26 protein-coding genes are annotated in these 26,464 nt (G+C 71.1%); 21 read left to right on the top strand and 5 right to left on the bottom strand.

What is annotated here, in order from left to right:
* From A6048_RS18330 to A6048_RS14415, 6 genes are all read left to right on the top strand, one after another.
* Positions 1 to 1,896, top strand: a complete 1,896-nt coding sequence (locus A6048_RS18330; RefSeq protein ID WP_107745667.1) for a hypothetical protein — start codon at positions 1 to 3, stop codon at positions 1,894 to 1,896.
* A 144-nt stretch (positions 1,897 to 2,040) separates the two neighbouring features.
* The gene (proC, locus tag A6048_RS14435) at positions 2,041 to 2,883 is read left to right on the top strand and encodes a pyrroline-5-carboxylate reductase (RefSeq protein ID WP_107745669.1); all 843 of its coding nucleotides are present in this window, start codon (positions 2,041 to 2,043) and stop codon (positions 2,881 to 2,883) included.
* Between the two features lie 283 nt (positions 2,884 to 3,166).
* The gene (locus A6048_RS14430) at positions 3,167 to 3,388 is read left to right on the top strand and encodes a helix-turn-helix domain-containing protein (protein ID WP_017837771.1); all 222 of its coding nucleotides are present in this window, start codon (positions 3,167 to 3,169) and stop codon (positions 3,386 to 3,388) included.
* A 160-nt stretch (positions 3,389 to 3,548) separates the two neighbouring features.
* Positions 3,549 to 3,650, top strand: a complete 102-nt coding sequence (locus A6048_RS14425; RefSeq protein ID WP_003855542.1) for a 30S ribosomal protein bS22 — start codon at positions 3,549 to 3,551, stop codon at positions 3,648 to 3,650.
* A gap of 139 nt (positions 3,651 to 3,789) precedes the next feature.
* Positions 3,790 to 5,031, top strand: a complete 1,242-nt coding sequence (locus A6048_RS14420; protein ID WP_235027620.1) for an NAD-dependent epimerase/dehydratase family protein — start codon at positions 3,790 to 3,792, stop codon at positions 5,029 to 5,031.
* Complete coding sequence (locus tag A6048_RS14415) at positions 5,028 to 6,161, top strand: lysophospholipid acyltransferase family protein (protein WP_107745673.1); 1,134 nt, start codon at positions 5,028 to 5,030, stop codon at positions 6,159 to 6,161. Before A6048_RS14420 ends, A6048_RS14415 begins: the two co-directional genes overlap by 4 nt.
* Before the next feature lie 112 nt (positions 6,162 to 6,273).
* Here the strand turns inward: A6048_RS14415 and A6048_RS14410 are convergent, their stop codons facing one another.
* A complete protein-coding gene (locus tag A6048_RS14410) occupies positions 6,274 to 7,326 on the bottom strand; it encodes an HAD family hydrolase (protein WP_107745675.1) in 1,053 nt (350 codons plus the stop codon).
* 71 nt (positions 7,327 to 7,397) lie between these two features.
* Here A6048_RS14410 and A6048_RS14405 point away from each other — a divergent pair, with 71 nt between their 5' ends.
* Positions 7,398 to 7,667 carry a glutaredoxin family protein gene (locus A6048_RS14405; RefSeq protein ID WP_107745677.1) on the top strand — a complete coding sequence of 90 codons (270 nt, stop codon included), beginning with the start codon at positions 7,398 to 7,400 and terminating at the stop codon, positions 7,665 to 7,667.
* On the opposite strand, the gene A6048_RS14400 is transcribed toward A6048_RS14405, so the two are convergent.
* Complete coding sequence (locus A6048_RS14400) at positions 7,664 to 8,005, bottom strand: HNH endonuclease (protein ID WP_107745679.1); 342 nt, start codon at positions 8,003 to 8,005, stop codon at positions 7,664 to 7,666. The two genes, A6048_RS14405 and A6048_RS14400, sit on opposite strands and share 4 nt — an antisense overlap.
* Positions 8,006 to 8,436: 431 nt before the next feature.
* On the opposite strand from A6048_RS14400, the gene A6048_RS14395 reads away from it, so the two are divergent.
* The 12 genes from A6048_RS14395 (at position 8,437) to A6048_RS14340 (ending at position 21,017) form a co-directional block, all read left to right on the top strand.
* Entirely contained in the window at positions 8,437 to 9,822 is a 1,386-nt protein-coding gene (locus A6048_RS14395; RefSeq protein ID WP_211310051.1) for a glutamyl-tRNA reductase, read from the top strand.
* The gene (hemC, locus tag A6048_RS14390) at positions 9,819 to 10,817 is read left to right on the top strand and encodes a hydroxymethylbilane synthase (protein ID WP_107745683.1); all 999 of its coding nucleotides are present in this window, start codon (positions 9,819 to 9,821) and stop codon (positions 10,815 to 10,817) included. Before A6048_RS14395 ends, hemC begins: the two co-directional genes overlap by 4 nt.
* A 69-nt stretch (positions 10,818 to 10,886) precedes the next feature.
* A complete protein-coding gene (locus tag A6048_RS14385) occupies positions 10,887 to 12,530 on the top strand; it encodes a bifunctional uroporphyrinogen-III C-methyltransferase/uroporphyrinogen-III synthase (RefSeq protein ID WP_107745686.1) in 1,644 nt (547 codons plus the stop codon).
* 51 nt (positions 12,531 to 12,581) lie between these two features.
* Positions 12,582 to 13,625, top strand: a complete 1,044-nt coding sequence (gene hemB, locus A6048_RS14380; protein WP_107745688.1) for a porphobilinogen synthase — start codon at positions 12,582 to 12,584, stop codon at positions 13,623 to 13,625.
* A complete protein-coding gene (locus A6048_RS14375; protein ID WP_107746606.1) occupies positions 13,622 to 14,263 on the top strand; it encodes a hypothetical protein in 642 nt (213 codons plus the stop codon). The genes hemB and A6048_RS14375 overlap by 4 nt, the downstream gene beginning before the upstream one ends.
* On the top strand, positions 14,250 to 14,849 hold the full coding sequence (locus A6048_RS14370; protein ID WP_235027351.1) for a hypothetical protein: 600 nt from the start codon (positions 14,250 to 14,252) through the stop codon (positions 14,847 to 14,849). The genes A6048_RS14375 and A6048_RS14370 overlap by 14 nt, the downstream gene beginning before the upstream one ends.
* Positions 14,846 to 15,088, top strand: coding sequence for a hypothetical protein (locus A6048_RS14365; RefSeq protein WP_107745690.1), 243 nt, complete (start codon positions 14,846 to 14,848; stop codon positions 15,086 to 15,088). The genes A6048_RS14370 and A6048_RS14365 overlap by 4 nt, the downstream gene beginning before the upstream one ends.
* A gap of 282 nt (positions 15,089 to 15,370) precedes the next feature.
* Complete coding sequence (locus tag A6048_RS14360) at positions 15,371 to 17,224, top strand: alpha/beta fold hydrolase (protein WP_107745692.1); 1,854 nt, start codon at positions 15,371 to 15,373, stop codon at positions 17,222 to 17,224.
* Positions 17,225 to 17,269: 45 nt separating this feature from the next.
* Positions 17,270 to 18,619 carry a glutamate-1-semialdehyde 2,1-aminomutase gene (gene hemL, locus A6048_RS14355; RefSeq protein WP_412523685.1) on the top strand — a complete coding sequence of 450 codons (1,350 nt, stop codon included), beginning with the start codon at positions 17,270 to 17,272 and terminating at the stop codon, positions 18,617 to 18,619.
* Positions 18,616 to 19,545, top strand: a complete 930-nt coding sequence (locus tag A6048_RS14350) for a histidine phosphatase family protein (RefSeq protein ID WP_107745694.1) — start codon at positions 18,616 to 18,618, stop codon at positions 19,543 to 19,545. Before hemL ends, A6048_RS14350 begins: the two co-directional genes overlap by 4 nt.
* Positions 19,546 to 19,548: 3 nt before the next feature.
* Complete coding sequence (locus tag A6048_RS14345; RefSeq protein WP_107745696.1) at positions 19,549 to 20,160, top strand: TlpA family protein disulfide reductase; 612 nt, start codon at positions 19,549 to 19,551, stop codon at positions 20,158 to 20,160.
* Positions 20,157 to 21,017, top strand: coding sequence for a cytochrome c biogenesis CcdA family protein (locus tag A6048_RS14340; RefSeq protein WP_107745698.1), 861 nt, complete (start codon positions 20,157 to 20,159; stop codon positions 21,015 to 21,017). The genes A6048_RS14345 and A6048_RS14340 overlap by 4 nt, the downstream gene beginning before the upstream one ends.
* 23 nt (positions 21,018 to 21,040) lie before the next feature.
* Here the strand turns inward: A6048_RS14340 and A6048_RS14335 are convergent, their stop codons facing one another.
* The 3 genes from A6048_RS14335 to A6048_RS14325 form a co-directional block, all read right to left on the bottom strand.
* A complete protein-coding gene (locus tag A6048_RS14335; protein WP_107745700.1) occupies positions 21,041 to 22,411 on the bottom strand; it encodes an HNH endonuclease signature motif containing protein in 1,371 nt (456 codons plus the stop codon).
* A 76-nt stretch (positions 22,412 to 22,487) separates the two neighbouring features.
* Positions 22,488 to 22,736 carry a hypothetical protein gene (locus A6048_RS14330; RefSeq protein ID WP_107745702.1) on the bottom strand — a complete coding sequence of 83 codons (249 nt, stop codon included), beginning with the start codon at positions 22,734 to 22,736 and terminating at the stop codon, positions 22,488 to 22,490.
* 13 nt (positions 22,737 to 22,749) lie between these two features.
* A complete protein-coding gene (locus tag A6048_RS14325; protein ID WP_107745704.1) occupies positions 22,750 to 23,751 on the bottom strand; it encodes a hypothetical protein in 1,002 nt (333 codons plus the stop codon).
* A 143-nt stretch (positions 23,752 to 23,894) separates the two neighbouring features.
* Between A6048_RS14325 and A6048_RS14320 the strand changes: the two genes are divergently transcribed.
* Both A6048_RS14320 and A6048_RS14315 read left to right on the top strand, forming a co-directional pair.
* Positions 23,895 to 24,491 carry a DUF3558 family protein gene (locus A6048_RS14320; RefSeq protein ID WP_159110334.1) on the top strand — a complete coding sequence of 199 codons (597 nt, stop codon included), beginning with the start codon at positions 23,895 to 23,897 and terminating at the stop codon, positions 24,489 to 24,491.
* A 74-nt stretch (positions 24,492 to 24,565) separates the two neighbouring features.
* Complete coding sequence (locus tag A6048_RS14315) at positions 24,566 to 26,398, top strand: WXG100 family type VII secretion target (RefSeq protein WP_146166322.1); 1,833 nt, start codon at positions 24,566 to 24,568, stop codon at positions 26,396 to 26,398.
* Positions 26,399 to 26,464 lie beyond the last annotated feature (66 nt).

Raw genomic sequence — 26,464 nt, 5'->3', positions numbered from 1 at the left:
ATGGCCGAGGATCAGGACGGTCAGCAGATCACCGTGGCGGAGCTGCTCAAGCGCATGGGCGCGGAGCAGCCGGCCGCGGCCGCACCGACAGGTCGCCGTCACCGGCGGGCCGACGAGAGCGGTAGCGGCGTGAGCGTCTCTGAGCTCACCGGCGAGATCCCGCGGATCACCGACGACACCGAACTCAGCAGCCGTGCCGCGCGCCGACGGGCCCGCGAGGCGGAGGAGTCGGCCGCCGAGGACGCGGGGACCGAGACGACGACGAGGCCGGCCACCTCCCCACCCGTGCAGCCGCAGAAGACCGCGGACCGACCCGCGACCCCCGCCGCGGAGGTGCCGGCGAAGTCCGCGGACGCTCCCACGGCCGCGAGCCCGGCTCCCGGGGCGCCGGGCAGGCGACGGGCGCCGGAGACGGATGCGCCGGAGTCCGGGGCGCCGGAGTCCGGGGCGCCGGGCAGGCGACGGGCGCCGGAGGCCGATGCGCCGGGCAGACGACGTGCACCGGAGACGGATGCGCCGGAGTCGGATGCGCCGGGTAGGCGACGGGCGCCGGAGACGGACGCGTCGGGGAAGCGTCGTGCGGAGGCCCCCGCAGCACCGACCGCTCCGCAGCCGCAGACTCAAGCCGCTCCGGCCGCGCCGCAACAGACCCCACCGCATCAGACCCCGCCCCAGCAGCACACTCAGCCGCCGGTCAGCAACGAGCGGTCCGCCGACTCCGGAAAGAAGGGCGGCCTGCGCGGGCTGCTCGGTCGCAAGCGCAAGGGCAAGGACACCGAGCGGGCGCAGTTCGACGCTCCCGCCTTCCGTCCGGCCCCCGCGGGGCGGTCGGAGACCTCGCCCGGCATCGCCGCGGGCGCCGCGGCAGGAGTTGCCGGGACCGCCGCTGCGGGAGCGGCCGCAACCACGCCCGATGCGGGCAAGTCCGGTTCGGTCACGCCGGATACCGCCGGGCGGCAGACGGGACCGGCCGCTGACCGGACTGCTCCGACGGCGCCGGCGAAGAAGGCAGACGCGCCGACAGCGTCGATGCCGGCCGCGTCGACACCGTCGGCATCAGCACCGACGGCGGCCACACCGACTGCGAATGCACCGACTGCGACTGCGCCCGTCGCGGGGGCGGCTTCCGCAGCTGCGACGACGTCCGCGCCAGTGCGGCCGAAGCCCACCGAGTCAATGCCCGCCGAGCAGAAGCCCACCGAGCAGAAGCCCACCGAGCAGAAGCCCACCGACCCCAAGGCCGCTGAGCAGAAGCCCGCGGAGTCGACAACCGCGGAGCCGAAGTCCGCGCCGAAGACCGCTCCCGCTGGCGAATCGGCGAGCTGGGGTGTTCCGTCGGGCAGCGGTTCGACCGCCCATCGGGCACCGGACGCCCCGACCGGGGAGACCGCTCCCGGTCTGGCAGCCACCGGCCTTGCAGCGACAGCGACCGGCCTGGCAGCGAGCGGCCAGGCCCGGACCGAGGAGGCCGCCCCCACTCAGGCAACCCCGGCGCAGGCAACCCAGCCGCAGGGTGCGCCTGCCCAGGCGGACCCGGCCCACCACCGGGCGTCGGCCCGGCCCGACACCTCGACGGATCTCGACCCGGACCACCACCCGGATCACGCTCCCCACGGCGACGAGCCGGCCGAGCGCTCCTCCACCACGGAGTGGCTGGTACTCGTGGCGCAGGTGCTGGCCTCGGGTGTCGCGGGTGCAGCGCTGTTCGTCGGCTTCCAGCTGCTGTGGCGCGACCTGCCGTGGGTGGCCATGGCCCTCGCGGTCGTGGTGATCGTGGGGCTGGTCGCCATGGTCCGCGTCCTGCGGCGGTCGAACGACATGGTCAGCATCGCCCTCGCGGTGATCGTCGGACTGGGCGTGACCTGCGGGCCGCTGCTGCTCAGAGTGGTCACCTAGCCGGATCGCCCGCTCCGGCCCCGCTCCGGCCCCGCTCCGCCCGCGCCTCTCACGGTGCGGGCGGAGTCGTCTGCGCGGGTGCCCGCCGAGCCCTGCAGGACGAGCCCTGCAGGACCACCACGGGCGTGTGGCACTGTGGTGGGCATGACGAGAATCGCAGTGGTCGGTGGCGGACGCATCGGCGAGGCACTCATCGCAGGACTCCGGAACTCGGGGACGGAGCCCTCGGACATCGTGGTGATCGAAGCCGTCGAGGCCCGCGCCGCCGAACTGGCCAAGAAGTACTGCATCCTCTCGACCAGCCTGGACATCGGGTGCGAGGGTGCGGACGTGATCGTGGTGGCCGTCAAGCCCGGCGACGTGCCCGCGGTCGTCGACAGGATCGGCGACGCGATCTCCGACAGCGTCCACGAGTCGATCGTGGTGTCGCTGGCAGCCGGCGTGCCCACGGCGGTGCTGGAGAACAAGCTCAGCGCGGGCTCCCCGGTGGTGCGGGTCATGCCCAACACGGCGATGCTCGTGGGGCAGGGCGTCTCGGCCGCCTGCAAGGGTCGCTACGCGCGCGACGAGCACCTGGAGAAGGTCGTCGACATCATGGAGAGCGTGGGCGCCGTCGTCGTCGTCGAGGAGTCCAAGATGGACGCCGTGACGGCCGTGTCGGGCTCCGGCCCCGCCTACTTCTTCCTCCTGGCCGAGGCCATGGTGGACGCGGCGGTGGAGCAGGGCCTGCCTCGTGACGTCGCGCTGAGGCTCGCGACCGGGACCGCCCTGGGCGCGGGCGCCATGCTCACCGCCGGTGGGGACGGACCCGCCGACCTCCGCGGGGCCGTCTGCTCACCGGGTGGCACCACGGCGGCGGCGATCCGGCGACTCGAGGCGGGGGGCTTCAGATCCGCGGTGGCTGACGCCGTGGAAGCGTCCGCGACCAGGTCGCTCGAGCTGGCCCGGGCGGCACAGAAGGCCAACGACGACGAGCGCGACGACTGACCGCCCATCCCGCCATAGCCCGCAGCGCCGTTCGCGAGAACCGGGCGCCGGAGCCCACCCGTCCCGCCAGGTGAGACATGAGCCACCTGGCGGGACGTCGTATTTAGCACAAGCCCTGATCAGGGTGGGTGAAGCAGCGGTCGGACGGCGTGTCGTCAAAGTTATTTACCCACTCCCGTCGCATTGATCACACCCTTCACGCTAGGCTCATACCCAGCACGTGCGTGTCCGTACCGCAGGAGGGGAAGCCTGCGGCACGACGCGTGCCACGAAGGGTTGTGAGATGGCGACTACCGACAAGACCGAAGGCGGCGCACAGGCGGCGGGGGGTTCCCAGTTCCTGACCGTTGCCGAGGTCGCTGCGCTGATGCGCGTGTCCAAGATGACGGTGTACCGGCTCGTCCACTCGGGCGAACTGCCTGCGGTGCGCGTGGGTCGGTCGTTCCGCGTGCATTCCAAGGCGGTCCACGAGTACCTGGACACCTCGTACTTCTCGGCCGGCTGACCCACTCCGAGTCAGCCCCCGGGCCCGTTTTCGTCGCGGCCCCACCTGCAGGTAGTCTGGACGGGTTCCGTACCGGCTTCCGAGCCCGCTTAGTTGCCGGAGCGCAGTAAGTCCGCCGTAAGGCCCCAGACCAGTAATCGACAGGTAGGTGACCCCCGATATGGGTTCTGTGATCAAGAAGCGTCGCAAGCGTATGTCCAAGAAGAAGCACCGCAAGATGCTCCGCCGGACGCGCGTGCAGCGTCGCAAGCTCGGTAAGTGAGTCCGGCGGCGCCTCGATAGCGCCCGGACTCACGCCTGCAGCAGATGCCCGTCACCCACTAGCGGTGGCGGGCATCGGTGTGTCCGGGGTACGCGTACCGGGCAACAGAGCCGGGGGGTCCACGACTACAGTGGGCCGGGTGAACCCCGAAGCGCCAACCCGTCGGCCCGCCCGGGCGGTCGCTGTCGTGGGCGGAAGCAGGTACCTCGGCGCCCACCTGGTGGGGATGCTGCTCCGGAGTGACTCCGTCGAGCGAGTCCTGGCCATCGACTCCGTCAAACCGTCGCCACAGCACCGCCGACGGATGAGGGACGCCGAGTTCGTCCGCCTCGACCCGCAGTCGCCGCGCCTGCAGGGCATCCTGCGCGATGCCGGCATCGACACCGTGGTCCACGCCGGACTGCACCACACCGACTTCGCCCCGGGCGGCCGCGCGGCCGTCAAGGAGTCCAACATCATGGGCTCGATGCACGTGATCGCCGCCTGTGGGCGGGCCGCGACGGTCAAGCGGTTCGTGCTGATCTCCTCGACCACCGTCTACGGCTCCTCGGGCGTGGACCCGGCCATGTTCACCGAGGACATGGCCGCCCGCCGCCAGCCCAGCGGCGGCATCCCCCTGGACCACCTGTCTGTCGAGGGCTACGTGCGGGGGATGTCCCGCAAGCGGCCGGACATCGATGTGACGATCCTGCGGATCCCCGCGATCCTCGGACTGCCCGAGCCCACGGTGTTCGGCGAGCTGCTGGCACCGTCGATCGCCCCGGTCCTGGGGGGCTACGACCCCCGCATCCAGCTGCTCCACCCGCAAGACGCACTCGACGCCCTCCTGCACGCCACGATGGGCGCCGCGCCGGGAACGTTCAACATCGCCGGCGACGGCATCCTCACGCTCTCCCAGGCCATCCGGCGAGCCGGGCACGTCCCGCTGCCGGTGCCGCCGCAGACGTTCAAGCTCGCCGTGCGACTGCTCTCCAGTCAGGGGCTGCGCGACATCGGGGCCTCGCAGCTGCGCTACCTGCGCTTCGGCCGCGCAGTGGACACCACCCGCATGCGCAACGAGTTTGGATTCACACCCCGGTACACCACCGAGGAGGCACTCCACGCCTACCTGGTGGACTCGGGCACGGAACCGCTGATCACCCGCGCCACGCTCGAACGCAAGACCGCCAAGATCGCGGCCATGCTCCCGGCGCCGGTGGCCGACCGGCTGCGCGCGGGGGTGGACACCACCCTGTGCGAGCTCGAGGCGATCGGCGCTCTGCCCGGCCCGAACGAGGACGACCCGGACGAGAACGACCTGAATGAGCCCGACCCGAGCGAGCACGTCCCGAACCAGCCCCACGCCAGCGAGTCCGACCCGATCGAGGAGGAGGCGCTGTGAAGGGCCCTGAATTCGACCTGAGCCAGCCACTCGGTGGGCCTCGCTGGGGGGAGGGCCGCCGCGACTCACGGAGCGACCGCATCGTGGGCGAGGGCTTCCTCGGCACCACCAGCCACAGCGACGCCGCCGCCACCGAGATCGGCCGGATCGTCGACCGTTTCCTCACCTCCGTGCGGGACTCGCTCGGCCAGGTGCTGGAGGCGCTGCCCGTCGATGCAGAGATGCTGGGGCCCGTCCGCGAGGTCGTGCGCAACGTCGACGTGATGCTCGCGACCGGCGACGTCAGCGCGATGTCGGGCCTGGTCGACGCCATCAACGGGGCCGGTGAACTGATCGCCACGCGCGTCACCGGCGGCTACGACGTCGACGAGTTCGGCTTTGACGAGCACTTCCACAGCACCGTGTGGCTGCCCCTCTGGCGGCCGCTGTTCGAGCACTGGTTCCGGGTCGAGGTGATCGGCGCCGAGAACATCCCCGCCGAGGGCGCCGGGCTGATCGTCTCCAACCACGCCGGCGTCCTGCCCCTGGACGCCATGATGACCACCGTCGCCGTCCACGACCACGCCGGACGCGCCCTACGGCTCCTGGCCGCCGACCTGGCCATGACGCTGCCCGTCTCCGCGCCACTGGCGCGGCGGGCCGGTGCCACGCTGGCCTGCGCCGCCGATGCCGAACGCCTGCTGGGGAGCGGTCACGTGGTGGCGGTGTGGCCCGAGGGCTACAAGGGATTGGGCAAGCCGTTCGCGGACCGGTACCGGCTGCAGCGCTTCGGCCGCGGCGGGTTCGTGTCCACCGCACTGGACGCCGGGGTGCCGATCATCCCGTGCTCGGTGGTGGGCTCGGAGGAGATCTACCCCAAGATCGGCGAGTTCCCCCCACTGGCGCGGCTGCTCGGGCTGCCGTATCTGCCCATCACGCCCATGTTCCCGCTGCTCGGCGGGCTCGGTGGGATCCCGCTGCCCACCAAGTGGACCATCGAGTTCGGCGAGCCCATCGAGACCTCGCATCTGGGTCCGGACGCGGGCGACGACCCGATGGTGGTCTTCGAGATCACCGACCAGGTCCGCGAGACCATCCAGAACACGCTGTTCAGGAACCTCGCGCGCCGCGGGAGCGTCTTCTTCGGCTGAGCAGCGTGCCGGCCGCGTGCTCGGCGTGTCCAGGGTGCGTCCGGGGTGCGTCCGGGCCATGCGTGGCATGCGGGGCGCGTGCTCGCCGGCGCCACCCGCATGCCCGGCCGACTCAGAAGATCCGGCGGATCTGCCCCATCGTCCGCACTCCGTACGAGGAGCGGACCGCAGCCCGGGCTCCCGCGAGCCCACCCACCGCGAGGACCCCGGGCATCGCCTTCTTGGCCGCCTTGCGCACGGTGCGGAAGTCCTTGATGTCCCAGCCGTTCTCGGAGGCGTACTTGCGCAACCGCCCGTCCGGGTTGATCGCCACCGGGTTGCCGACCATCGTGAGCATGGGCATGTCGTTGAAGCTGTCCGAGTACGCGTAGCACTTGGACAGGTCGAAACCCTCGGCCTCGGCAAGGCTGGAGATGGCGTGAGCCTTGCCTGGCCCGTGCAGGATGTCGCCCACCAACCGGCCGGTGTACACACCGTCCTCCTCCTCGGCCACGGTGCCGAGCGCTCCCGAGAGCCCGAGCCGCGACGCGATCACCCTCGCCAGCATGACCGGCGTGGCGGTGACCAGCCAGACCTGCTGCCCGGCGTCGAGGTGCATCTGCACCAGCGAGCGCGTGCCGGGCCAGACGCGGTCGAGCATCGAGGTGTCCACGACCTCCTCGCTCAACGCGGTCAGTTCGGCGACGGTGTGGCCCTTGACGAAGCTCAGCGCCTTGTCGCGGCCGGCGGCCACGTCGTCGGCGTTCTCGTTGCCCGAGACCCGGAACTTGATCTGCGACCACGCCATCCCCGCGACGTCCTGCGCGGTGAAGAACTTGTGCTTGGCCAGCCCGCGGGCCAGCAGGATGATCGAGGCGCCCTGGATGAGGGTGTTGTCCACGTCGAAGAACGCTGCCGCCTGCGGGTCGGGGACGAACCGCGTGGCCGCGTGGTCGTCGTCGTCCTCGGTGCCCGTGGCGTCTGCCAGCGGAGGGCCGGGCTCGGCCCCGGGCTCGAGCTTGACGGCGTTCCTCGCGGAGGCCTCGCCGGCGACTCGCTGGTCGCGGGCGTTGCGCCGGCGCCAGGCCAGCCGGCCGATCGCACTGGTGACGTCCGCCCGTCCGGGGAGCCGGAGACGGTTGCCCCCGGAGTCGGAGTCGTCGGTGGCGTCGGTGTGGTCGTTCACCGGGTGGACCTCCTAGTGGGGGTGGGACCCCATCCTAGGGGAGCCCAGAGGGGGTCGGGCACTATCAGAGCATGGTGCACACGGTGACCCTGCTTACCCGCGAGGGTTGTGGAAGTTGCGTCCGCGTCCACGGGCAGTTGATCCCGCTCTGCACGCGGGCGCACGCGCGGCTCGAGGTGGTGGACGTGGACCGCGCGGCCGACCCCGAGCTCGCGGTGGAGTACGGCGACCGCCTGCCGGTGGTCCTGGTGGACGGCGCCGAGCACTCCTGTTGGGAGGTCGACGACGACGAGCTGATCGCCGACCTCGCAGCACCCGAGCCGTTCCGGGGCTGGGACTAGTCCTCGGCCAGCAGGACCTGCAGGATCGTCGCGTGCCGGAGCAGGAAGGTGCGCTCGTCGAGTTTCTTACGCCGCAGCCACCCGGTGACCTCGCTGTTGTGTTTGCTCGCGTTGCACGACGCGCACGCGGGGACCACGTTCGCCAGCGTGTAGCGCCCGCCGCGGGACACGGGCATGACGCAGTCGCGCTGCAGATTCGGGCCGGGCGCCAGGCAGTAGGCGCACCCGCCCCAGGCGTGGAGGAGGTCCGCCCACTGCGGGGTGGTGAGGTCGTTGTCGACGCGGGAGAGTCGCCGTTGCCGTCGCTTCGCGTAGCGCGCGCGTGTCGCCGCGGACATGCTGGAGGAGGATCTGCGGCGAGGTGGCACGGCGCAACCGTACGTCGACCCCGCGCGCACTGCTGTCCGCTGCACGCGCGCGCCGGGATCCGGGCTCGGGGCGGTGAGGGTCCGCGCTGCTCATGGCGGCCGCGCGGCGTTGCCCGGGCATAGCATCCGCCCCGGCGACGGTTTTGTCCCGGGGTGCCATGCGGGTTACGGTGGAGTTCGTTGCGGGTCGATCGCAGGCTCAGGCCACGGCCGTCCCGGCAGGGGATTCCACTGGGAATCGACCTGTATGCAGCCGTGCACACCGACAGGAGACGACCGACTGTGGACCACTGTTCCGCGTGTGCGTCCAGTGTCGTCCCGTCGTTCCCGGTGTCCCGAGTTGACTCTTCGGTGTCCATTCTGGCATGGGCGCCTACGGCACTCGCGTCCGGGGGTCGGCTGTGAGCATTCTCCTGGTGGGCCTGTCCCACCACAGCGCCCCGGTCGCCCTGTTGGAGTCGGTGGCCGTCGCGGAGGCCGATCGCGACTCCCTCACCGAGAACCTGATCAGCGGCAGCAACGTCGACGAGGCGATGATCGTCACCACCTGTAACCGCGTGGAGGTCTACGCGGCGGTGGAGGCGTTCCACCCTGCGCTCGACGACGTCGTGGGCCTGCTCTCGCGGCACTCCGGGCTCTCGCCCGACGAACTCAGCCGCCACCTCTACGTCCGTTACTCCGAGTCGGCTGCCGAGCACCTGTTCTCCGTGGCCTCGGGGTTGGACTCGATGGTCGTGGGCGAGCAGCAGATCATCGGCCAGATCCGCACCGCCTACCAGTCCGCGTCCGATATCGGCGCGGCCGGCACCACGCTGCACCGACTGGCCCAGCAGGCCCTCCACGTGGGCAAACGCGTCCACACCGAGACCGGTATCGACTCGGCGGGGTCGTCGGTGGTGTCGGTGGCGCTGGACCGTGCGGCGGAGATCCTCGCCGAGGGCGGACCCGCGGGGTCGTCCACCGCGAACACCGTGAGCCCGTCCCGCCGTCTCGACGGTCGCCGCGCGGTCGTCCTCGGAGCGGGTGCGATGGGCGGACTCGCGGTCGCCCACCTCGGTCGGGCCGGGATCTCTCATATCGACGTCACCAACCGCACCCCGGAGCGCGCCGACCGCCTCTCGGAGATCGCCCGCGATTCCGGGACCCCGGCCTCGGCGTTCCCCATGGGGGACCTGGCCGACGGGATCGCCGCCGCCGACATCCTCTTCACCTGTACGGGTGCCGTGGGCGCGGTCGTGACCCTGGGCGACGTGCACACGGCCCTCGCCCGCCGCGGACCGGGCCGCCCGCTGGTGATCTGCGACCTGGGGATGCCGCGCGACGTCGACCCCTCGGTCTCGGGCCTGCCGGGAGTGACCGTGCTGGGCATCGAGGAGCTCAACGCCGACCCGGCCACCTCGGCCGCGGCCGCCGACGCCGATGCCGCGCGCACGATCGTCGACACCGAGCTCGCCGCGTACACGCAGGCCGAGCGCATGGCCGGGGTCGGGCCGCTGATCGGCCAGCTCCGCGGCCGCGGAGGCCAGGTGGTCGCGGCCGAGATGCGTCGGCTGGACTCGCGGCTGCCCGAACTGGACGACAAGGTCCGCGACGAGGTGGCCAACACCGTCCGCCGGGTGGTGGACAAGCTGCTACACCCGCCGACGGTGAGGTTCAAGGAGCTCGCGGCCCAACCGGACGGCGAGAACCTGGCGGCGGTCGTACGGACGTTGTTCGACCTGGACAGCGTGGACCGCCTGGACGAGACCCGTGTGACCGAGACCAGTGTGGACGAGGAGGCGTCATGAGCAGGACCCTGAAGGTGGGCACGCGCGGGAGCAACCTCGCGACCACGCAGGCCGGGCACGTGCGGGACGCCCTCATCGCCGCCGGTTACCCGGCTGAACTGGTGATCGTGCGGACCAAGGGCGACGTGGTGATGGCTCCGGTCGAGCGCATCGGCGTGGGCGTGTTCACCATGGAGCTGCGTTCGGCGCTCGAACGTGGCGACTGCGACGTCGCCGTCCACTCGTACAAGGACCTCCCGACCGCGCCCGACGACCGGTTCGCCCCGATCGCGGTGCCGCCGCGGGTCGACCCCTCGGACGTGCTCATCGCCCGCGACGGGCTGACCCTGGCCACGCTGCCCGACGGGGCCCGCGTGGGCACCTCCGCGCCCCGTCGGCGGTCGCAACTCGCCGCGCTCCGGCCGGATCTGGACCTGCACCCGCTGCGCGGCAACATCGACACCCGGATGTCCTACGTGACCAGTGGCGATCTCGACGCGGTCGTGCTGGCCGCCGCCGGGCTCGACCGCGTGGGCGTGGGTGAACGGGCCACCCAGCGGTTCGGCATCGACGAGATGCTCCCCGCCCCGGCGCAGGGCGCCCTCGCCGTCGAATGTCGGGCCGACGACGCCGGCGCCGCCGAGGCGATCGCGCTGCTGGACCACCTGCCCTCCAGGATCCGGGTGACGGCCGAGCGCCGTCTGCTCGCCGAGCTCGAGGCCGGGTGTACCGCTCCCGTCGGGGCGCGCGCCGAACTCGACGGGGGAGTCCTCACGCTGCACGCGGTCGCCGCGTCGCACGACGGTTCGACCGTCCTGCGCACCGAGGGCACCGCCGCCACCGCAGACCACCCCGACGGTCCCGTCACCGCGGCCGACGAGTTGGGTCGCCGGCTCGCGGCGGACCTGCTCGGCCGCGGCGCACGTGACCTGATGTCCGAGAAGTCCCCCGAGGAACGGGCCCCGCTCGTACCGAGGGAGTCGACGACGGCGCCCCCGACCGTCACCGAGACCTGATCCATGTCCCCTGAAGCTCCCCGTCGCGCGCAGCCAGCGCGCGACACCCACCCCACGGAGAGACGAACAATGACTCGAGCACGCACCACCCGCCCCGGAACCGTCCGCTTCGTCGGCGGCGGTCCAGGCAACGCGGGGATGCTCACCTGCAGGGCCCGTGAGGTCCTCGCCGGTAACGCGTTGGTCTTCGCCGACGCCGACGTCTCCACCGAGGTGCTCGCGCTCGTCGCAGGCGACGTCCCGGTCCCGGAGGACCTGCTCGACGCGCGCCGCGCCGAGATGGACGCCGCCGTCGCCGCCGAGGACAAGGCGGAGATCAAGCGTCTCAAGACCCTGCCGGCGCCCACCGCCGCGGACGTGCGTCCCGTCCTGGGTGAGCCCGCCGCCGTGGCCAAGCAACTCGTCGCCGAGGCCAAGAAGGGCCACGACGTGGTGCGGCTGGTCACCGGTGACCCCATGACCACCGACGCCACCGTCACCGAGATCGCGGCCGTCGGACGCACCGTGGTGTCGTTCGAGGTCGTGCCGGGTGTCGCCGAGGCCACCGCCGTGCCCGCGTTCGCCGGCATCGCGCTGGGGTCCGGGTACGTGTTCGCCGACGGCCGCGGCAAGGTGGACTGGGCCTCCCTGGTCAACTCGCCCGGCCCGATCGTCCTGCGCACTACCGGCCGGCACCTCGCCGAGGCCGCCTCCGGGCTGGCCGAGCAGGGCCTGGCGGCGGCGACCCCGGTCACCGTGACCTGCGCCGGTTCGCTCTGTGCCCAGAAGTCCGCCGACGGTACCCTGGCCACTATGGCCGAGGTCGGGCGCGAGATGGACGGTGACCTCGTGGTGACCATCGGCAAGTCCGCCGGCGAGCGCCACCGTCACCAGTGGTGGGAGTCGCGCGCCATGTTCGGCTGGAACGTGCTCGTGCCCCGCACCAAGGCCCAGTCCGCCGAGATGAGCGAGCGGATCGCCGAGCACGGCGCCGTCCCGGTGGAGGTCCCCACCATCGCCGTCGAGCCGCCGCGCAGCCCCGCCCAGATGGAGCGGGCCGTCAAGGGTCTGGTCGACGGCCGCTACCAGTGGGTCGTGTTCACCTCCTCCAACGCCGTCCGCGCGGTGTGGGAGAAGTTCTGCGAGTTCGGTCTGGACGCGCGCGCGTTCTCCGGGGTCAAGATCGCCTGCGTCGGCGAGGGCACCGCGGAGCGCGTCCGCGAGCTGGGCATCCAGCCCGAGCTGCTGCCGTCGGGCGAGCAGTCCAGCCAGGGCCTGCTCGAGGTCTTCCCGCCGTACGACGACGTCCTGGACCCCGTCAACCGGGTCCTGCTGCCGCGCGCCGACATCGCCACCGAGACCCTCGCCGAGGGCCTGACCGGCCGTGGCTGGGAGATCGAGGACGTCACCGCGTACCGCACCGTCCGCGCGGCCCCGCCGGCCGCCGAGATCCGGGAGATGATCAAGAGCGGCGGGTTCGACGCCGTGTGCTTCACCAGCTCCTCCACGGTCCGCAACCTCGTGGGGATCGCCGGCAAGCCGCACGCCCGCACGTTGATCGCCTGCATCGGCCCGCGCACCGCCGAGACCGCCGTCGAGTTCGGACTGCGCGTGGACGTGCAGCCGGAGAACGCGTCGGTGCTGGATCTGGTGGACGCGCTCGCCGCACACGCCGACCAGCTGCGTGAGGCCGGAGAGCTGCCGCCCCCGCGTCGTCGCGCCCGGCGTCGCTGATACCGACCTGCGCCGCACCGCGCCACCGGCGTCTTTCGTACAGTGGAGCCCGTGACCACTTCGCGTGAGACCGACACCGCTTCCGTTCCGGCACCACTGGTGCGCCCGCGACGGCTGCGTTCGACGCCGGCGATGCGCAGGCTCGTCGCCGAGACCACGCTCGCCCCGCGGCAGCTCGTCCTGCCGGTGTTCGTCGCCGACGGCCTCGACGAGCCGCACGCCATCTCCTCGCTGCCCGGGGTCGTGCAGCACACGGTCGACTCGCTGCGCCGGGAGGCCGTCGCCGCCGCCGAGGCGGGACTCGGCGGGATCATGCTGTTCGGCGTCCCGCTCGACGCGGACAAGGACGCCACCGGGAGTTGCGGGGCGGCGGCCGACGGCATCCTCAACCGCGCACTCACCGCAGTGCGCGAGGAGGTGGGCGACGACCTGGTGGTGATGGCCGACACCTGCCTCGACGAGTTCACCGACCACGGCCACTGTGGCGTCCTCGGCACCGACCCGCGCGGCGAGCAGATCGTCGACAATGACGCCACCCTGGCCGCCTACAACGATCTCGCCGTGGCCCAGGCCGCCGCCGGCGCCCACGTGGTGGGGCCGAGCGGGATGATGGACGGCCAGATCGTCGCCATCCGTGAGGCGCTGGACCGCGAGGGCTACCAGGACGTAGCGGTACTGGCGTACAGCGCCAAATACGCCAGCGCGTTCTACGGGCCGTTCCGCGAGGCCGTCGGATCCTCTCTGCGCGGCGACCGGCGCACCTACCAGCAGGACCCCGCCAACCTGCGCGAGTCGCTGCGCGAGGTCCGGTTGGACCTGGACGAGGGCGCCGACATGGTGATGGTCAAGCCCGCCATGTCCTACCTCGACGTGCTGCGCCAGACCGCCGAGATCTCGGACGTACCCGTGGCCGCCTACCAGGTCTCCGGCGAGTACGCGATGATCTCCGCCGCCGCCGAACGCGGGTGGATCGACCACGACCCGGCGGTGATGGAGTCGCTGACCTCGATCCGCCGCGCCGGCGCGGACATCGTCCTGACCTACTGGGCGCTGCACGCCGCACGCCTCCTCGCCGACGGGTGGGGCTCCCGGTGACCAGCAACGGGCCGTGGCGCCCTCCCGAGCGGACCAACGGCCAGACCGAGGGGACCAACGGGCCACCCGATCGGACCGACGGCATGTCCGAGCGCGCCGACGGTCGGCCGGAGGGCCCCGCGGGACCGGTGCCCGACGACGTCCACTCGGCCTGGGGCCTGTGGCTCGCCGCCACCGGGTTCGCTCTGATCGGGATGCTGCTCAACGCCGCCACCTCCCGGTTCGGTGACCTGCCCGTGGCCACGCGTGACGCCTTCCGCGACGCCGTCGAGACCGCCGGGTCCACGGACATCTCCGTCGAGGTGCTGTTCGGCATGGCCCGGATCGTGGGTGCGGTCCTGGCGGTGCTCGTCTCCGTTGTGACCGTGTGGCTGGCCTATCGGCTGCGGGCGGGCAAGGGCTGGGCCCGGACGATGCTCGACATCGTCGCGATCTTCCTCGTGGTGGACGCGGTCTCCGTGGTGATCGGTGTGTTCGGCGGCGTCGCCGTGGCGGGGGAGCGTGGCGAGGTCGTCACCTTTATCGTCATCTCGCTCCAGATCCTCGCGGGGCTGTGCGCCGCGACCGCCGTGTGGCGCCAGCACACCGCCGAGGCCATGAAGTTCACGACCGGCGGCGGTGCGCGTGCCGGCGAGTGAACCCGAGCGGCCCGGGCTGGAACCCGAGGGCCCCGTCCTCTTCGCGGAGGACGGGTGGAGCTGGGCGTGGATCTTCGCCGCGCCGCTCTTCTGTGCCAGCGCCGCAGTGTTCGAGCTGGCCACCGGCGCTCCCGTCCACTGGCTCATGCTCACCGTCTGCGCGGTCGCCTCGGCGATGTGCCACGGCGTGATGATCGCCGCCACCCGCGTCCACGGCCGCGTCCGGCTCACCCCGAACACGTACATCCAGGGAACCGAGGAACTCGAGCTGGACCGCATCGAGGAGGTTCTGCCGCTGCCCGGTGACGGCCGCCCCGAGGCGTCGTGGGAGACCGCCCGCACCCTGGGGGAGCTTCGCGAGGTCCCGCGCCGCAGGCGATCGGTGGGACTACGTCTGGACACCGGTGGCGAGGTCCGGGCCTGGACCCGCGACCCCGCCGCCCTGCACGCCGCCCTCGAGGCCGCGGTCCGCTCCGTCGGCACCGGCCCGGGTACCGACAGCGGTACTGACACCGGCACTGGCACCAGTACTGACACCGGCACTGGCACTGACACCGGCATGGGCACCGCCGCGGACCCGGCGTGACCGCCCGGCGCCACGCCGTGCTGGCCGTCACCGCGGCGGTCCTGGCGGTGGTGTTGTGGTGGCTGTCGCGCGACCTGGTGGCCGTCCGGCCGCCGGTGGTCGACCCGCCCGTCGAGGGTGTGATCCTGCGGACCTACACCGAGCCCTGGCTGCTGCTGGCGGCGACACTGTCGGCCGGCCTCGCGATGGTGTCGACGACGCTCGCCGTTCTGGGGCGTCGCTCCCGGCAGGGACCGTGATATATCTACTTCTGCCTGCAGTTTTTCACCCCCGGCCACGCGCGCGGTAACGATCGGATGACGGTTCCCTGTGTCGGTGCGAGTTGGTACTTCGGGGCCCCTGCCGCAGGCTACATTTGGAGCGGTTCGGACGCTTGTGACGCTCGTGAACTTGAGTGGTCGCGGCGTCCGATTTGTATGGCAGTCATCTACAGAACATGGAATCGGGGATCGGTGCAGCCGTCTAGCACTTTCGTTGGCACCACCGCGGTCGTCGGGGCGATCGCACTTCTTGGGACGGGAGTGGCTGCCGCCGCCCCGGTCCAGTGGCAGGACTGTACGGAGATGCTCGGGGTCGAGGCCGAGTACGTGCCGGCCGGACTCGAGTGCGGGACCGTCGAGGTCCCCGTCGACTACACCGCGCCCGACGGCGCCAAGACCGAGGTCGCGCTGACCCGCATCAAGGCCTCCTCCGGGCAGGCCCGGTCGGCCGTCTTCGGCAACCCCGGCGGCCCCGGCAACTACGCGCTCAACTTCTGGAGCCCCGCCTTCGACGGCACTGCGCCCGCCGGCCTGTACGAGAACCACGATCTCGTGGCCGTGCAGCCCCGCGGTCTGTACGGCTCCAACCCGATGACCTGTGATGTCGCCTTTGTCGGCCCCACCACCGCCAATGCTCTGCACGACGCGTGCTTTGGAACCGACCCGGCCTACATGGCCTCGTTCACCACCGAAAACGCCGCCCGCGACATGAACGCCGTCCGCGAATCGCTCGGGCTCGCCGAGATCGACTACGTGGGCGTGTCCTACGGAACGGCGATCGGCACCGACTTCGCCACTCTGTTCCCCGAGCAGACCGGCCGCATGGTGTTGGACTCCAACACCCACCCCGACTGGCGGTGGTCCCAGCAGGCCGAGCAGGGCGCGCTGGCCCAGGAGCGGCGGCTGAACGACATCTTCGCGTGGATCGCCGAGCGCGACGACTACTACGGACTCGGGGACACCCCGCTCAAGGTGTTCCACTCCTGGAAGTGGGTCACCGACCAGGAGGTGGGGGGCCCCGCCAACCTCACCCCGCCGCCGGCCGAGACCCGCGACCTGCCCGTCGAGCTGCGGGGCACCGCGCTCGAGCGGCCCGCGATCGACACGATCAACGGAACTGCGCCCACCCTCGCGCGCGTCGAGGGCTTCGGCCGTGCCGTCGCGTTGCAGGGTCTGACCAACAACGCCACCACCGGGCTGTACGACGCCACTGTGGGCGCGACGTACTCCGAGCAGGCGTGGCCGATGCTGGCGCACATGCTCAAGTACTACAACGACGGTGGCAACATCGCCCGCGTCGACTACCCGACCGCGGCCCGGATCGTCGCCGCGCAGGAGAGCCGCTCGCCGGTCTTCCGCACCGACATCGAGATGAACTCGATCATCACGTGCAACGAGACCGCCTCGCCGTCCAACGAGCTGGGCGTCATGGCTGCCAAGGCGGACCGGTACACGGGCGGTAACAAGCTCACCACCCGCGCCGCGGCCGAGGCTGCCGGCGACGACTGCGTGGGCTGGGCCCCGGTCGCGCGGACCATCCAGCCGAACGGCGACGCGCTCGACCAGAAGCCGCTCGTGCTGCACTCGGAGAACGACGCCGTCACCCCGATCGCCGGCGCCCACCGGGTCGTCGAGACGCTCGACGGAACGCTGGTCGTGGTCGGCGGTGGCCAGCACGGGACCTTCCGCACCGGAAACGCGGCCGTCGACGCCGTGGTGATGGAGTTCCTCGAGACCGGCGCCGCCACCCCGGGCCACATCGAGGGCAAGCCCTCGCCGGAACCGCTGCCCAGGTGGGGTCAGGCCGAGCGTGCGGCCGCCGCGCAGCAGGGCATGTCCGCCCCTGTCGCCGGTGCCGACGACTGGTACGGCACCCATCGTGACGCAGGGGCTGCCGCCGCGCCCGCCCCCGTGACGGGGTCCGTGGCGGCCCCGGCCGCCCCCGTCGCAGCGCCAGCCCCCGCGCCGGTGATCCCGGCTCCGGCCCCGCTGCCCACCCCGCAGGAGCTGCACCAGCAGGCCGAGAAGGCTCTGCAGGACGTGGCCGGGCAGGTCGACACCGCCGTCAAGGCGATGTTCGCACCGCACGTACAGCCCGCCCCGCCGCAGGGCTGACACCGCGAAGGGGTACTCACGGCCGGTCTTTGAGACACTGGACGGGTGACGTCTGCGAGCGATGCCTTCCCGACCCCGTCCGGCCTGTCCGGCACCACCCGATCGGCCGAGCTCTTCGCCGAGGCCTGTGAGCTGATCCCTGGCGGGGTCAACTCCCCGGTCCGCGCCTTTAACTCCGTCGGCGGAACCCCGCGTTTCATGCGTGAAGCGCGGGGTTCCCGCATGACGGACGTCGACGGCAACACCTACATCGACCTGGTCTGCTCCTGGGGCCCGATGATCCACGGTCACGCCCACCCCGCGATCGTCGAGGCCGTGCGGGACACCGCCACCCGCGGTCTGAGCTTCGGCACCCCCACCGAGGGCGAGGTCGACCTGGCCCGCGAGATCGTGGGGCGGACCTCCGTCGAGGAGGTGCGCCTGGTCAACTCCGGTACCGAGGCCACCATGAGCGCGGTGCGCCTGGCGCGTGGGTTCACGGGCCGGTCCAAGGTGGTCAAGTTCTCCGGCTGCTACCACGGTCACGTGGACGCGCTGCTGGCCGACGCGGGGTCGGGCGTCGCGACCTTCTCCCTGCCCGACTCGCCCGGCGTGACCGGTGCGAGCGCCCACGACACGATCGTGCTGCCGTACAACGACGTCGAGGCGGCCCGCCTGGTCTTTGCCAACCACGGCAGCGAGATCGCCTGCGTGATCACCGAGGCGGCCGCCGGCAACATGGGCACCGTCCCGCCGCTGCCCGGCTTCAACGAGGAACTGCGCACCCTGTGCTCCGAGAACGGTGCGCTGCTGGTGATGGACGAGGTCATGACCGGCTTCCGGGCCGGCGACCGCGGTTGGTGGGGGATCGACGGCGTGGCCGGCGACCTGACCACCTTCGGCAAGGTCATGTCCGGCGGCCTGCCCGCCGCCGCGTTCGGTGGCCGCGCCGACGTGATGTCCGCCCTCGCTCCCGCCGGGCCCGTCTACCAGGCGGGCACGCTGTCGGGTAACCCCGTGGCGGTGGCGGCGGGCCTCGCCTCGCTCCGGCTGGCCGACCACTCCTGCTACTACACGCTGCAGACCAACGCGGACCGCCTCGAGGCACTGCTGAGCAACGCCCTGCAGGCCGCGGGGGTGGCGCACACCATCCAGCGGGCCGGGACCATGCTCAGCGTGTTCTTCACCGACCAGCAGGTCACCGACTACGCCGGGGCCAAGGCCGCCGAGACGTTCCGGTACGCCCCGTTCTTCAACACCCTGCTCGACCGCGGCATCTACGCTCCGCCGAGCGCCTTCGAGACCTGGTTCGTCTCCACCGCGCTCACCGACGACGACTTCCAGCACCTCTCGGATTCCCTGCCCGTGGCCGCCGAGGCCGCTGCCGCCGCGTCCGCCCCGGAGGCCACCCGATGAGCCGGTCAGGGGGCGGGCTGCGCGGTCGAGGGCTGCGCGGGCGTCTCGACGTCCCGTCGACGGGCCCCACCTCATTGCCGATACCCCTTCGTGGAGAGCACCCCGCACCCGCCGAGGCGCCGCCGTCGCTGGGCGGGTCCGCGGCCTCCGCGCGCCCGGCGGAGGTCTCCACCCCGCAGCAGCAGGAGGGGGCCGAGGCGTACGGGGCAGAGCCGGGGACGATCTCCGCTCCGGGCGAGCCGGTCTCGTCGTCGTCGTCGTCGGCACCTCGTGACTCGTCGGCGCGCGGGACCGAGACGCAGACCATCGTCCACCTGGTCCGACACGGGGAGGTGCACAACCCGGAGGGCGTGCTGTACGGCCGCCTGCCGGGCTTCCGGCTCTCCGAGCTGGGGCGCAGCCAGGCCGAGACCGTCGCCCGCACGCTCGGGCAGGGGCACGACATCGTGTCGATCGTGGCCTCGCCGCTGCAGCGCGCCCAGGAGACCGCTGCCCCGCTGGCCGAGGCGCTGGGCCTGCCGGTGGGGATCGACGCCGACATCATCGAGGCAGACAACCGCTTCGAAGGCAACAAGGTCGGCGGCCGGGGCGGCGCGCTGCGCAACCCCCAGTACTGGCCGATCCTGATCAACCCGCTGCGGCCGTCGTGGGGTGAGCCGTACCTGCAGATCGCGCACCGGATGATCGGTGCCGTCTACTCCACGCTCGATGCCGCCCGCGGCCACGAGGCGGTCCTGGTGAGCCACCAGTTGCCCGTGTACACGACGCGTCGGTTCCTCGAAGGTCGGCGACTGTGGCACGACCCCCGGTCGCGGCAGTGCTCGCTGGCCTCGATCACCTCTCTGGTCTTCGAGGGCACCACGCTGCGCGACATCGTCTACTCCGAGCCGGCGGGTGCGTCCGACCCGTCGCAGACGGGAGCCTGAACCATGCGACGCCCCAAGGCGGCCCTCGGTGCCTTGCTCCTCGCGGGCGCCCTGGTCACCGGTGCGTGCGCGACCGGCACCGACGCCGTGGTGACGGGCCCCGAGACGTTCGAGTTCGTCAGCCCGGACGGTCAGCTCGAGATCCACTACGACCCCCCTGCCGAGCGCAAACCCGTCGCCACACTGACCGGCCCGGACCTGCTGGACCCCGACCGCACTCTCAACGTCCAGGAGGACTTCGAGGGGCAGGTCGTGATCCTGAACCTGTGGGGCCAGTGGTGCGGCCCGTGCCGCGCCGAGTCCGACGACCTGCAGCGGCTGCAGGAGGAGTTCGAGCCACAGGGCGCCACCGTGTTCGGCATCAACCTGCGTGACCCCAACCGGCAGAAACCCGTCGACTTCGTGGAGGACAACGGCATCACGTTCCCCTCGATCTGGGATCCGAGCAACGCCGCGGTGGCCGCTCTGCGCGGCTTCCCGACGTCCGTGGTGCCGGCGACGATCATCCTGGACAAGCAGCACCGGGTTGCCGCCGTGTACCTGGCGGAGATCACCGACGACAGTCTGCGGGACACCGTGTCCGCGATCCTGGCCGAGGAGGTCGAGCCGGTGTGAACCCGGAGATGATCATTCTCGCGCAGAGCGTGGGAGAGACATTCCAGCAGACCGTGGCCAGCGGCCCGATCCTGTTGGCGCTGGGCGCCTGCGTCCTGGCGGGGCTCGTGTCCTTCGCCTCGCCGTGCGTGATCCCGCTGGTGCCCGGCTACGTGGCGTACCTGGCCAGCGTGGTGGGCGCCGACCGTCCCCCGGTCACCGTGGCCGCCGCCGAACGCCAGCGAGCCGCCACGGCGACCCTGACCGTGGACGAACGCCGTACCCGCCGTGCCTCGCGCACGCGGGTGGTGGTGGCATCGCTGCTGTTCGTGGGCGGCTTCACCGTGGTGTTCGTGGCGCTCAGCGCCATGGTGCTGGGCACCGTGCAGTACCTGGCGCCGCAGCAGGAGCTTCTGCAGCGTCTCGGCGGTGTGGTGACGATCATGATGGGGCTCGTCTTTATCGGCTTGGTGCCCACCCTGCAGCGGGATACGCGCATGCAGCCCAAGGCGCTCTCGACGTGGGTCGGCGCCCCGATGCTGGGCGCCGTGTTCGCGTTGGGTTGGACGCCGTGCCTCGGACCGACGTTGGCCGCGGCGCTCTCGGTGGCCGCGGGCACGGGTGTCGACGCGGCCCGAGGCGTGCTGCTGATCGTGGCGTACTGCCTGGGTCTGGGGTTGCCGTTCGTGTTGGTGGCCTTCGGCTCCACCTGGGCGATGCGGACCGTCGGGTGGCTGCAGAAGCACACCCGCGCCATCCAGGTGTTCGGCGGCGTCATGCTGATCATCGTGGGCCTGCTGTTGCTCTCCGGAGCCTGGGCCCTGTTCATCGATTGGCTCCGCGACTTCGCCATCTCGGACACCACCCTGCCCATCTAGACAGCGCCCCACCGCCCTCGGGGTCACGCGGCCTCCTCGCTGATGTTGGCCGCGCCGAGGCGCGCGTGGATAGCCCGGTCGAGGTCGTGGAGCAGCGCGAAGGGCAAGATCTGCGCCTCGAGCGGTGACAGTGGTGGCGGTCCGGCCTTGGCCGGTGGTGGATGAGCGGACCGCGCTGTGCCCGCGGGCGGGATCCACCTGACCCCTTGAGGTGCATTGCGGTCGGGGACCGTGGACCAGCCGGTGTCGTGGATCATGGCGTGGCAGTCGCCGCTCGCCAGGGCAAGCTCGTCTATGTTCGTCAGCCCACCGGCTGACCAGGGTTTCCCGCTGTGGTGGGCTTCGCAGTGTCTGGCGTCCTGGTCGCAGTCCGGGTGGGTGCAGCCTCCGTACGCGGCGAATAATGCGAGCCGTTGATAGCGCGAGGCGGTTCGGCGGCTGCGGTAGAGCTTCAGCTGCATTTCGTCGTCACACAGCGCCAGGAACCAGTGGTTCCCGCGCGCCATGGCCAGAGCCTGGGGCACGGGGACGCGGATCCCTCCGTCGGTCTTACCGCAGCCGGCCAGGGTGGTGAGCTGGTCGAGATTCATGCGCACGACGATCGCTGCCGGCGCTCCGGTCTTGCGGGCGTCGGCGGACAGAGCCAGCTGCAAGGCGTGGACCATCGCGTCGTGCATTCTCTGGCCGTCGGTGCGGGTGTCTCGTGAGTCCGGGTCGGGCCACAGTCGGCCGGGCTGGCCCCAGCGGGCGTGTACCTCGCGCATCAGGGCCGCCAACTGCGGGTCCATGGTCATGCTGGCGCTGGCCATCCGATCCAATCCCTGGCCGCCACAGGACACCGACCTGCGGCGTGCCCGCTCCTCGGGCCCGCGTTCGGTGCGCCCCGGGTCCAGGGTGTCGAGCAGCCGGTGCGCGTGTGCCTGCAACTGCCGGGTGGTGGACTTCTCGGCAGCCGCGAGCAGTTGCTGTTCCAGGCGGGCGCGTACCTCGTCGTCACACTCATCGGACAGCGCATCCAGCGCCTTGCCGATGACCCGCAGCTGCCCGGCCGACACCCTGCCGGTGCCGCTGGCCCTCATACGGGCGGAATCGGCGATCCCGGCATCGTCGAGCCGTCCCCGGGCCTCCCCGGGGGCCAGGCCGAGGCCGCCGGTGAGCATCTGGCGGTCGTTGATGAAGCCCATCTCGCGAGCGGTGCCCGATTCTCGGGCCGCGGCCATGACGCGGGCCTGGGTGGCGCGGATCCGGCGTTGGGCCTGTTCGAGCGCGACGAGCTCGGAATGCAGCTGTGCCGGCGACGTGTCTCGCCAGTCGCGTTGCAGGTGCTGATCGAGCGCGGCAAGGATGGCTGCCATCTCGCCACCCGCCGCGACACCATTACCGTTCTCGCTCATGTGTTCGATTAGATCATCTGGGTACGACACGGTGCGTTGACGCAGTTCAGGGGAGGTTCGATCGACCCGGCCGCCCCTACCAGGGCCAGAAGGCCTCGATCATCGGCGAGATGAACAACCAGGCCAGCGCGAGATAGAAGACCACGGACGACGCGATGATGACCGTGACGTTGTGGGGGTTGAAGGCCGATTTGAACGCCAGTCTGACGTTCCTCTCCCGGCGCTCGAGCTTCGCTCGGCGCTTCCGCTCAGCCTCGTCGTCCAGGCCCGTTTCCTCGCCTTCGACAACGTCCGCGAGTTCGCTTCCGTCCTGGTAGTCGTTCATCCTGGGGTCCTCTCTAGATTGCGTAGTGATACTGCCGGAGCAGCAGGTCATGGTGTTGGGTCACGGATTCGTAGGCAAGGTCGCCGAATTTCTTGCCCAGCGGGGAGCCCGCCGCGGCGCCGATCCCGCCACCGACCAGCGCGCCGTACGGTCCGAGGTAGGAACCGGCAGAAGCTCCGATCAGCGTCCCGCTGACCGCACCGCCGCCGAGAGCTCCACCGGTCTCCACCGTGGCCTCGACGGCGCCGACTTCGCCACGGGCGTATCGATTCAGGCCGTCGTACAAGGTCATCCCGGTGCCCAGGGGGCCCGCAACCCTCCCGACGAAGCGGAACCCGGCGCTGGCCCGGCGGCCGTAGTCGTCCGGGGCGGGGTTGAGCACGTGCCGGCCGCGGGTGAGGGGGTCGAGTTCATCGGCAAACCTGGGATGGCCATTGGACATGGCGCTGGTGATCGCATCGACTGCGACACCGGGCCAGGGATCGTCCGGGCCCGGGATCGGCCCCTTGTCGACCTCCGGTGGGATCACCTCGTGTAGCCGGGTGGCGATCTCGTCGAGTCGGCCCCCGTAGAGCTGGTCGAGTGACGCCACTACGTCGAGCGCCTGCTCTATCGCCTCCGCGTGGCCATTGACTTCGGCCTCGGTGATGTCGTCGCGGCCGGGTGCGGGCGAGATGGAGTCCTCGACGACGACCAGGCCGCACGTCTGCGCCTGGGAGAGGCGGTCGCGGACCACCTGCACCGCGGGGCCGAGCGCGTCGCGGGCCTGTTCGAGAGTCCGGGTCAGTTCATCGAGGTGCCCGGCGAGCGCGGCGACATGGCGGTGCTCGGCATCGGCGGCGTCCAGGACCGCGTCCGCGGCGACGCCCTCCCATCCAGCTGCAAGGTTTTGGCGACCCTGGGACAGAGCCTCCCGCGATTTCTCGGCAATGTCGTGTCGGCCTGAGGTCGCCAGACTCGCCGTCGTCACACCACCGGTATCCCACTGCCGCACCGCGCCCACCGAATAGCTCACCCGATTGCCCTCCCGCGACCTTTGTTCCGTCAACAGGTACGACGGGACAGGGCGCGGACCGGTTCCATCGCTGGTCGGACTTTCCTGCGGTGCCGCCACGAATCGGGTGGAACCACTCGGCTCGACGGGGCGTCATACAGATCGTGGGGACATTCAGAGGAGTAGCTGCCGCGCTCGCGGCGTGCGTGGTGCTGTCCGGGTGCGCGTCGGTTCAGGGGGGCGACCAGGCGACGACGACGAGCCCGGTCGTCACCGAGTCGCCGAGCAATCCCTGGGATCTGCCGATCGAGCAGCGGCCCGCGCTATTCGACCCGTGCGCGGAGATCCCGATCGAGGCGGTGGAACAGGGGGTCGGGGGGCCGGTTGAGGAGGTTGAAGAGCTTTACAACGATCGACCGGGAGAGCTTCTCTCCTGCGGCTGGAAGAACGATGAGGTTCTTTTCGGTGTCGTGGGGACTTGGAGGTCGAAGCAGGAGTTCCTTTCGGATACTGAATTCGTCGATGTGAACCCCGGGACTGCCGTCGCAGAAAGGATCGGACTCCGTGCCCGCGATAGAGGCGATGAAAGCGGTACTACTTGCTACCTGGTCTTCTTCACATCACGCGGTGCGGTAGTCGTGAATGCCAATCTTATAGATTCTCTTAATTCTTTCAAAGGCGAACAATTCACAACTGCATGTGAGGTATTGGAAGTAGCCATAGTTCCAGTGCTGAGACATCTCCCTGAAAGGGATTTTTGATGACAGTTCACCTCGACCCTGGCGCGGCGGTTCAATGCAAAAGCGTGTGCGATGAGTTTGTTGACAAGGTGCGGATGCTTACTTCGGGTGGTCGCTACGAGAAGTTCTTATCCACAGAGGGAGCCTTCGACACCGCCCGCCAAATCGGCACCGTCTATTCGCTGTTCGCAGGCGAGGATCTCCGAACGCTGCTGAATGGTTACGTGGATCAAGCCAAAGCCATGTCAATGCTTTTCGCCGCTGCTGGCGGATTGATCGAGGCGCAGGACGAGGCGGTGGCGGCGGCCTTGGGAAAGGCGGCGCAGGAACCGGCCGGGCTGCAGAGCCTGGGGCTGATGGGTTCACTCGGATCCACCATCGCGATGCTCGACGCCGCCGACGGGACCAGCACGCCGCGCGGGTACGACCGAGTCGGCCCCGAGGAGGTGTCAGGCGCTCCGCTGGCGAGGATGGTCTCTGGGGCGCAAGCTCTGGATCCGGCGCAGTTTCAGCAGGTTCGTGATCGCGTCAGCACCGTCGCATCGAGCATCAGGTCGGCCGCCGCCGATCTGCACGGCGGCCTGCGGGACGCGCTCGGCAGCCAATGGCAGGGCGAGTTCGCCGCGCAGGCCAGCACGTCCGTGGGGTCATTCACCGACTCGGTCGACAAGCTGGCCACCGTGCTCGAGCAGGTGGTGGTCAAGGCGGAAACGGCCGAGAACGGCTTCAGCACCACCAAGTCCCGAATCGGCGAGGAATCCGCCTCACTCCAGGCCTCCCAGGTGAACACCCCGGGGTTCGGCTACGTCCACGGGCCGCCGACGCCCGAATCCGCCACCGCGATGGCCGCCGCTCAGGCCGCGGCCGAAGAGCAGGCGCGGGCGATCGTCAACACCGTCTACAGCCCCGCCGTGATGGACGCCAACCTCGCCGACCTGGACATCCCCAGCCCGTACCGCGTCGTGTCGACGTCGGCGCTCGGTGGTGCGAGTGGGCTCGACCTGGTGTCGGCATGGAACGTAGACGGGGTGGTGCGACCCGCTGGCCCGGCCGCGCCCGGTGAGGCCGCACTCGCCGCCGCCGGAGGAGAGGCTGCCCCGGCAGGGGCCGTCGCGGTCGGTGGAGGCGCCGGTATGGGGGCGACGACGACAAGCCTGCCCGCCGCAACCGACGCCGCCACCGAGCAGGCGCTTCTGGCTTCCCGGAGCGGTGCAGTCGATGGAGGGGGAGCGGTAGCGGGAACCGCTGGCCAGGCGGGTGCGGGCGGGGCGAACCCTGGCGGAGCCAACGCGGGCGGTGTGAACGCCTCGACTCACGCCGCCGCCACACCGTTCGCCCCGGTCACTGGAGCTTCCGGGCAACCGGCAGGGCCTGGCGGGGGCGCGGCCGGGGCGCGGGGCATCCGTAACGGCACCACCCAGCGGGACCGCGGATTCGGGTCCGCCGCAGGGATGCTCGGCGGCAGCGGTGCCACGGCGGCAGGAGCAGGAGCGGGGGCGGCCAGGATGGGAGGCGCAGGCACACTGGCGGGCCTCGGAACCCCGGGCGGCGCGGGGATGGGCGGGCCCACCGCAGGAGCGCCGGGAGCAGGCGGCGTGTCAGCGGGCGCGGGGGCTGCAGGATCGCCGGCGGGGGCGTTCTCGTCGTCGTCACCTGGTGGTGCCCAGGCCGGGCGTGCGGGAATGGTGCCGATGGGCATGATGGGCGCGGCGGGAGCCGGACAAAACGAGGGCCGCCGAGGTCACACGCCGGCTGGCTACTTGACCAATGCCACCAACGCCTCGGAGATCATCGGGGAGCCGGTCAAGGTCGCGCCAGCGGTTCTGGGGCGGACGCCGCGGACCGAGGACGCCACTGCCGAACACGAGCCGGAAGAGGGCAATACCTACAAGGGCCGAGTGATCGGACGACGAACCGCTGAGACCTAGCGAGGGCGACCAACCGCCGACACGAAGCAGGTGGCGAATCGCCGTGTCGTACCACGGATGGTGGCC

Origin of the sequence: Dietzia psychralcaliphila (assembly GCF_003096095.1) — a bacterium.
Taxonomy (GTDB): domain Bacteria; phylum Actinomycetota; class Actinomycetes; order Mycobacteriales; family Mycobacteriaceae; genus Dietzia; species Dietzia psychralcaliphila.
This window is presented reverse-complemented; position numbering and strand designations above follow the sequence as displayed.

Coding starts and splice junctions, on each gene's coding strand:
- A6048_RS18330 (WP_107745667.1), top strand. CDS start 1: ATGGCCGAGGATCAGGACGGTCAGCAGATCACCGTGGCGGAGCTGCTC.
- A6048_RS14315 (WP_146166322.1), top strand. CDS start 24,566: ATGCTTACTTCGGGTGGTCGCTACGAGAAGTTCTTATCCACAGAGGGA.
- A6048_RS14425 (WP_003855542.1), top strand. CDS start 3,549: ATGGGTTCTGTGATCAAGAAGCGTCGCAAGCGTATGTCCAAGAAGAAG.
- A6048_RS14330 (WP_107745702.1), bottom strand. CDS start 22,736: ATGAACGACTACCAGGACGGAAGCGAACTCGCGGACGTTGTCGAAGGC.
- A6048_RS14385 (WP_107745686.1), top strand. CDS start 10,887: ATGACTCGAGCACGCACCACCCGCCCCGGAACCGTCCGCTTCGTCGGC.
- A6048_RS14335 (WP_107745700.1), bottom strand. CDS start 22,411: ATGAGCGAGAACGGTAATGGTGTCGCGGCGGGTGGCGAGATGGCAGCC.
- A6048_RS14345 (WP_107745696.1), top strand. CDS start 19,549: ATGCGACGCCCCAAGGCGGCCCTCGGTGCCTTGCTCCTCGCGGGCGCC.
- A6048_RS14400 (WP_107745679.1), bottom strand. CDS start 8,005: ATGTCCGCGGCGACACGCGCGCGCTACGCGAAGCGACGGCAACGGCGA.
- A6048_RS14350 (WP_107745694.1), top strand. CDS start 18,616: ATGAGCCGGTCAGGGGGCGGGCTGCGCGGTCGAGGGCTGCGCGGGCGT.
- A6048_RS14405 (WP_107745677.1), top strand. CDS start 7,398: ATGGTGCACACGGTGACCCTGCTTACCCGCGAGGGTTGTGGAAGTTGC.
- A6048_RS14430 (WP_017837771.1), top strand. CDS start 3,167: ATGGCGACTACCGACAAGACCGAAGGCGGCGCACAGGCGGCGGGGGGT.
- hemC (WP_107745683.1), top strand. CDS start 9,819: ATGAGCAGGACCCTGAAGGTGGGCACGCGCGGGAGCAACCTCGCGACC.
- proC (WP_107745669.1), top strand. CDS start 2,041: ATGACGAGAATCGCAGTGGTCGGTGGCGGACGCATCGGCGAGGCACTC.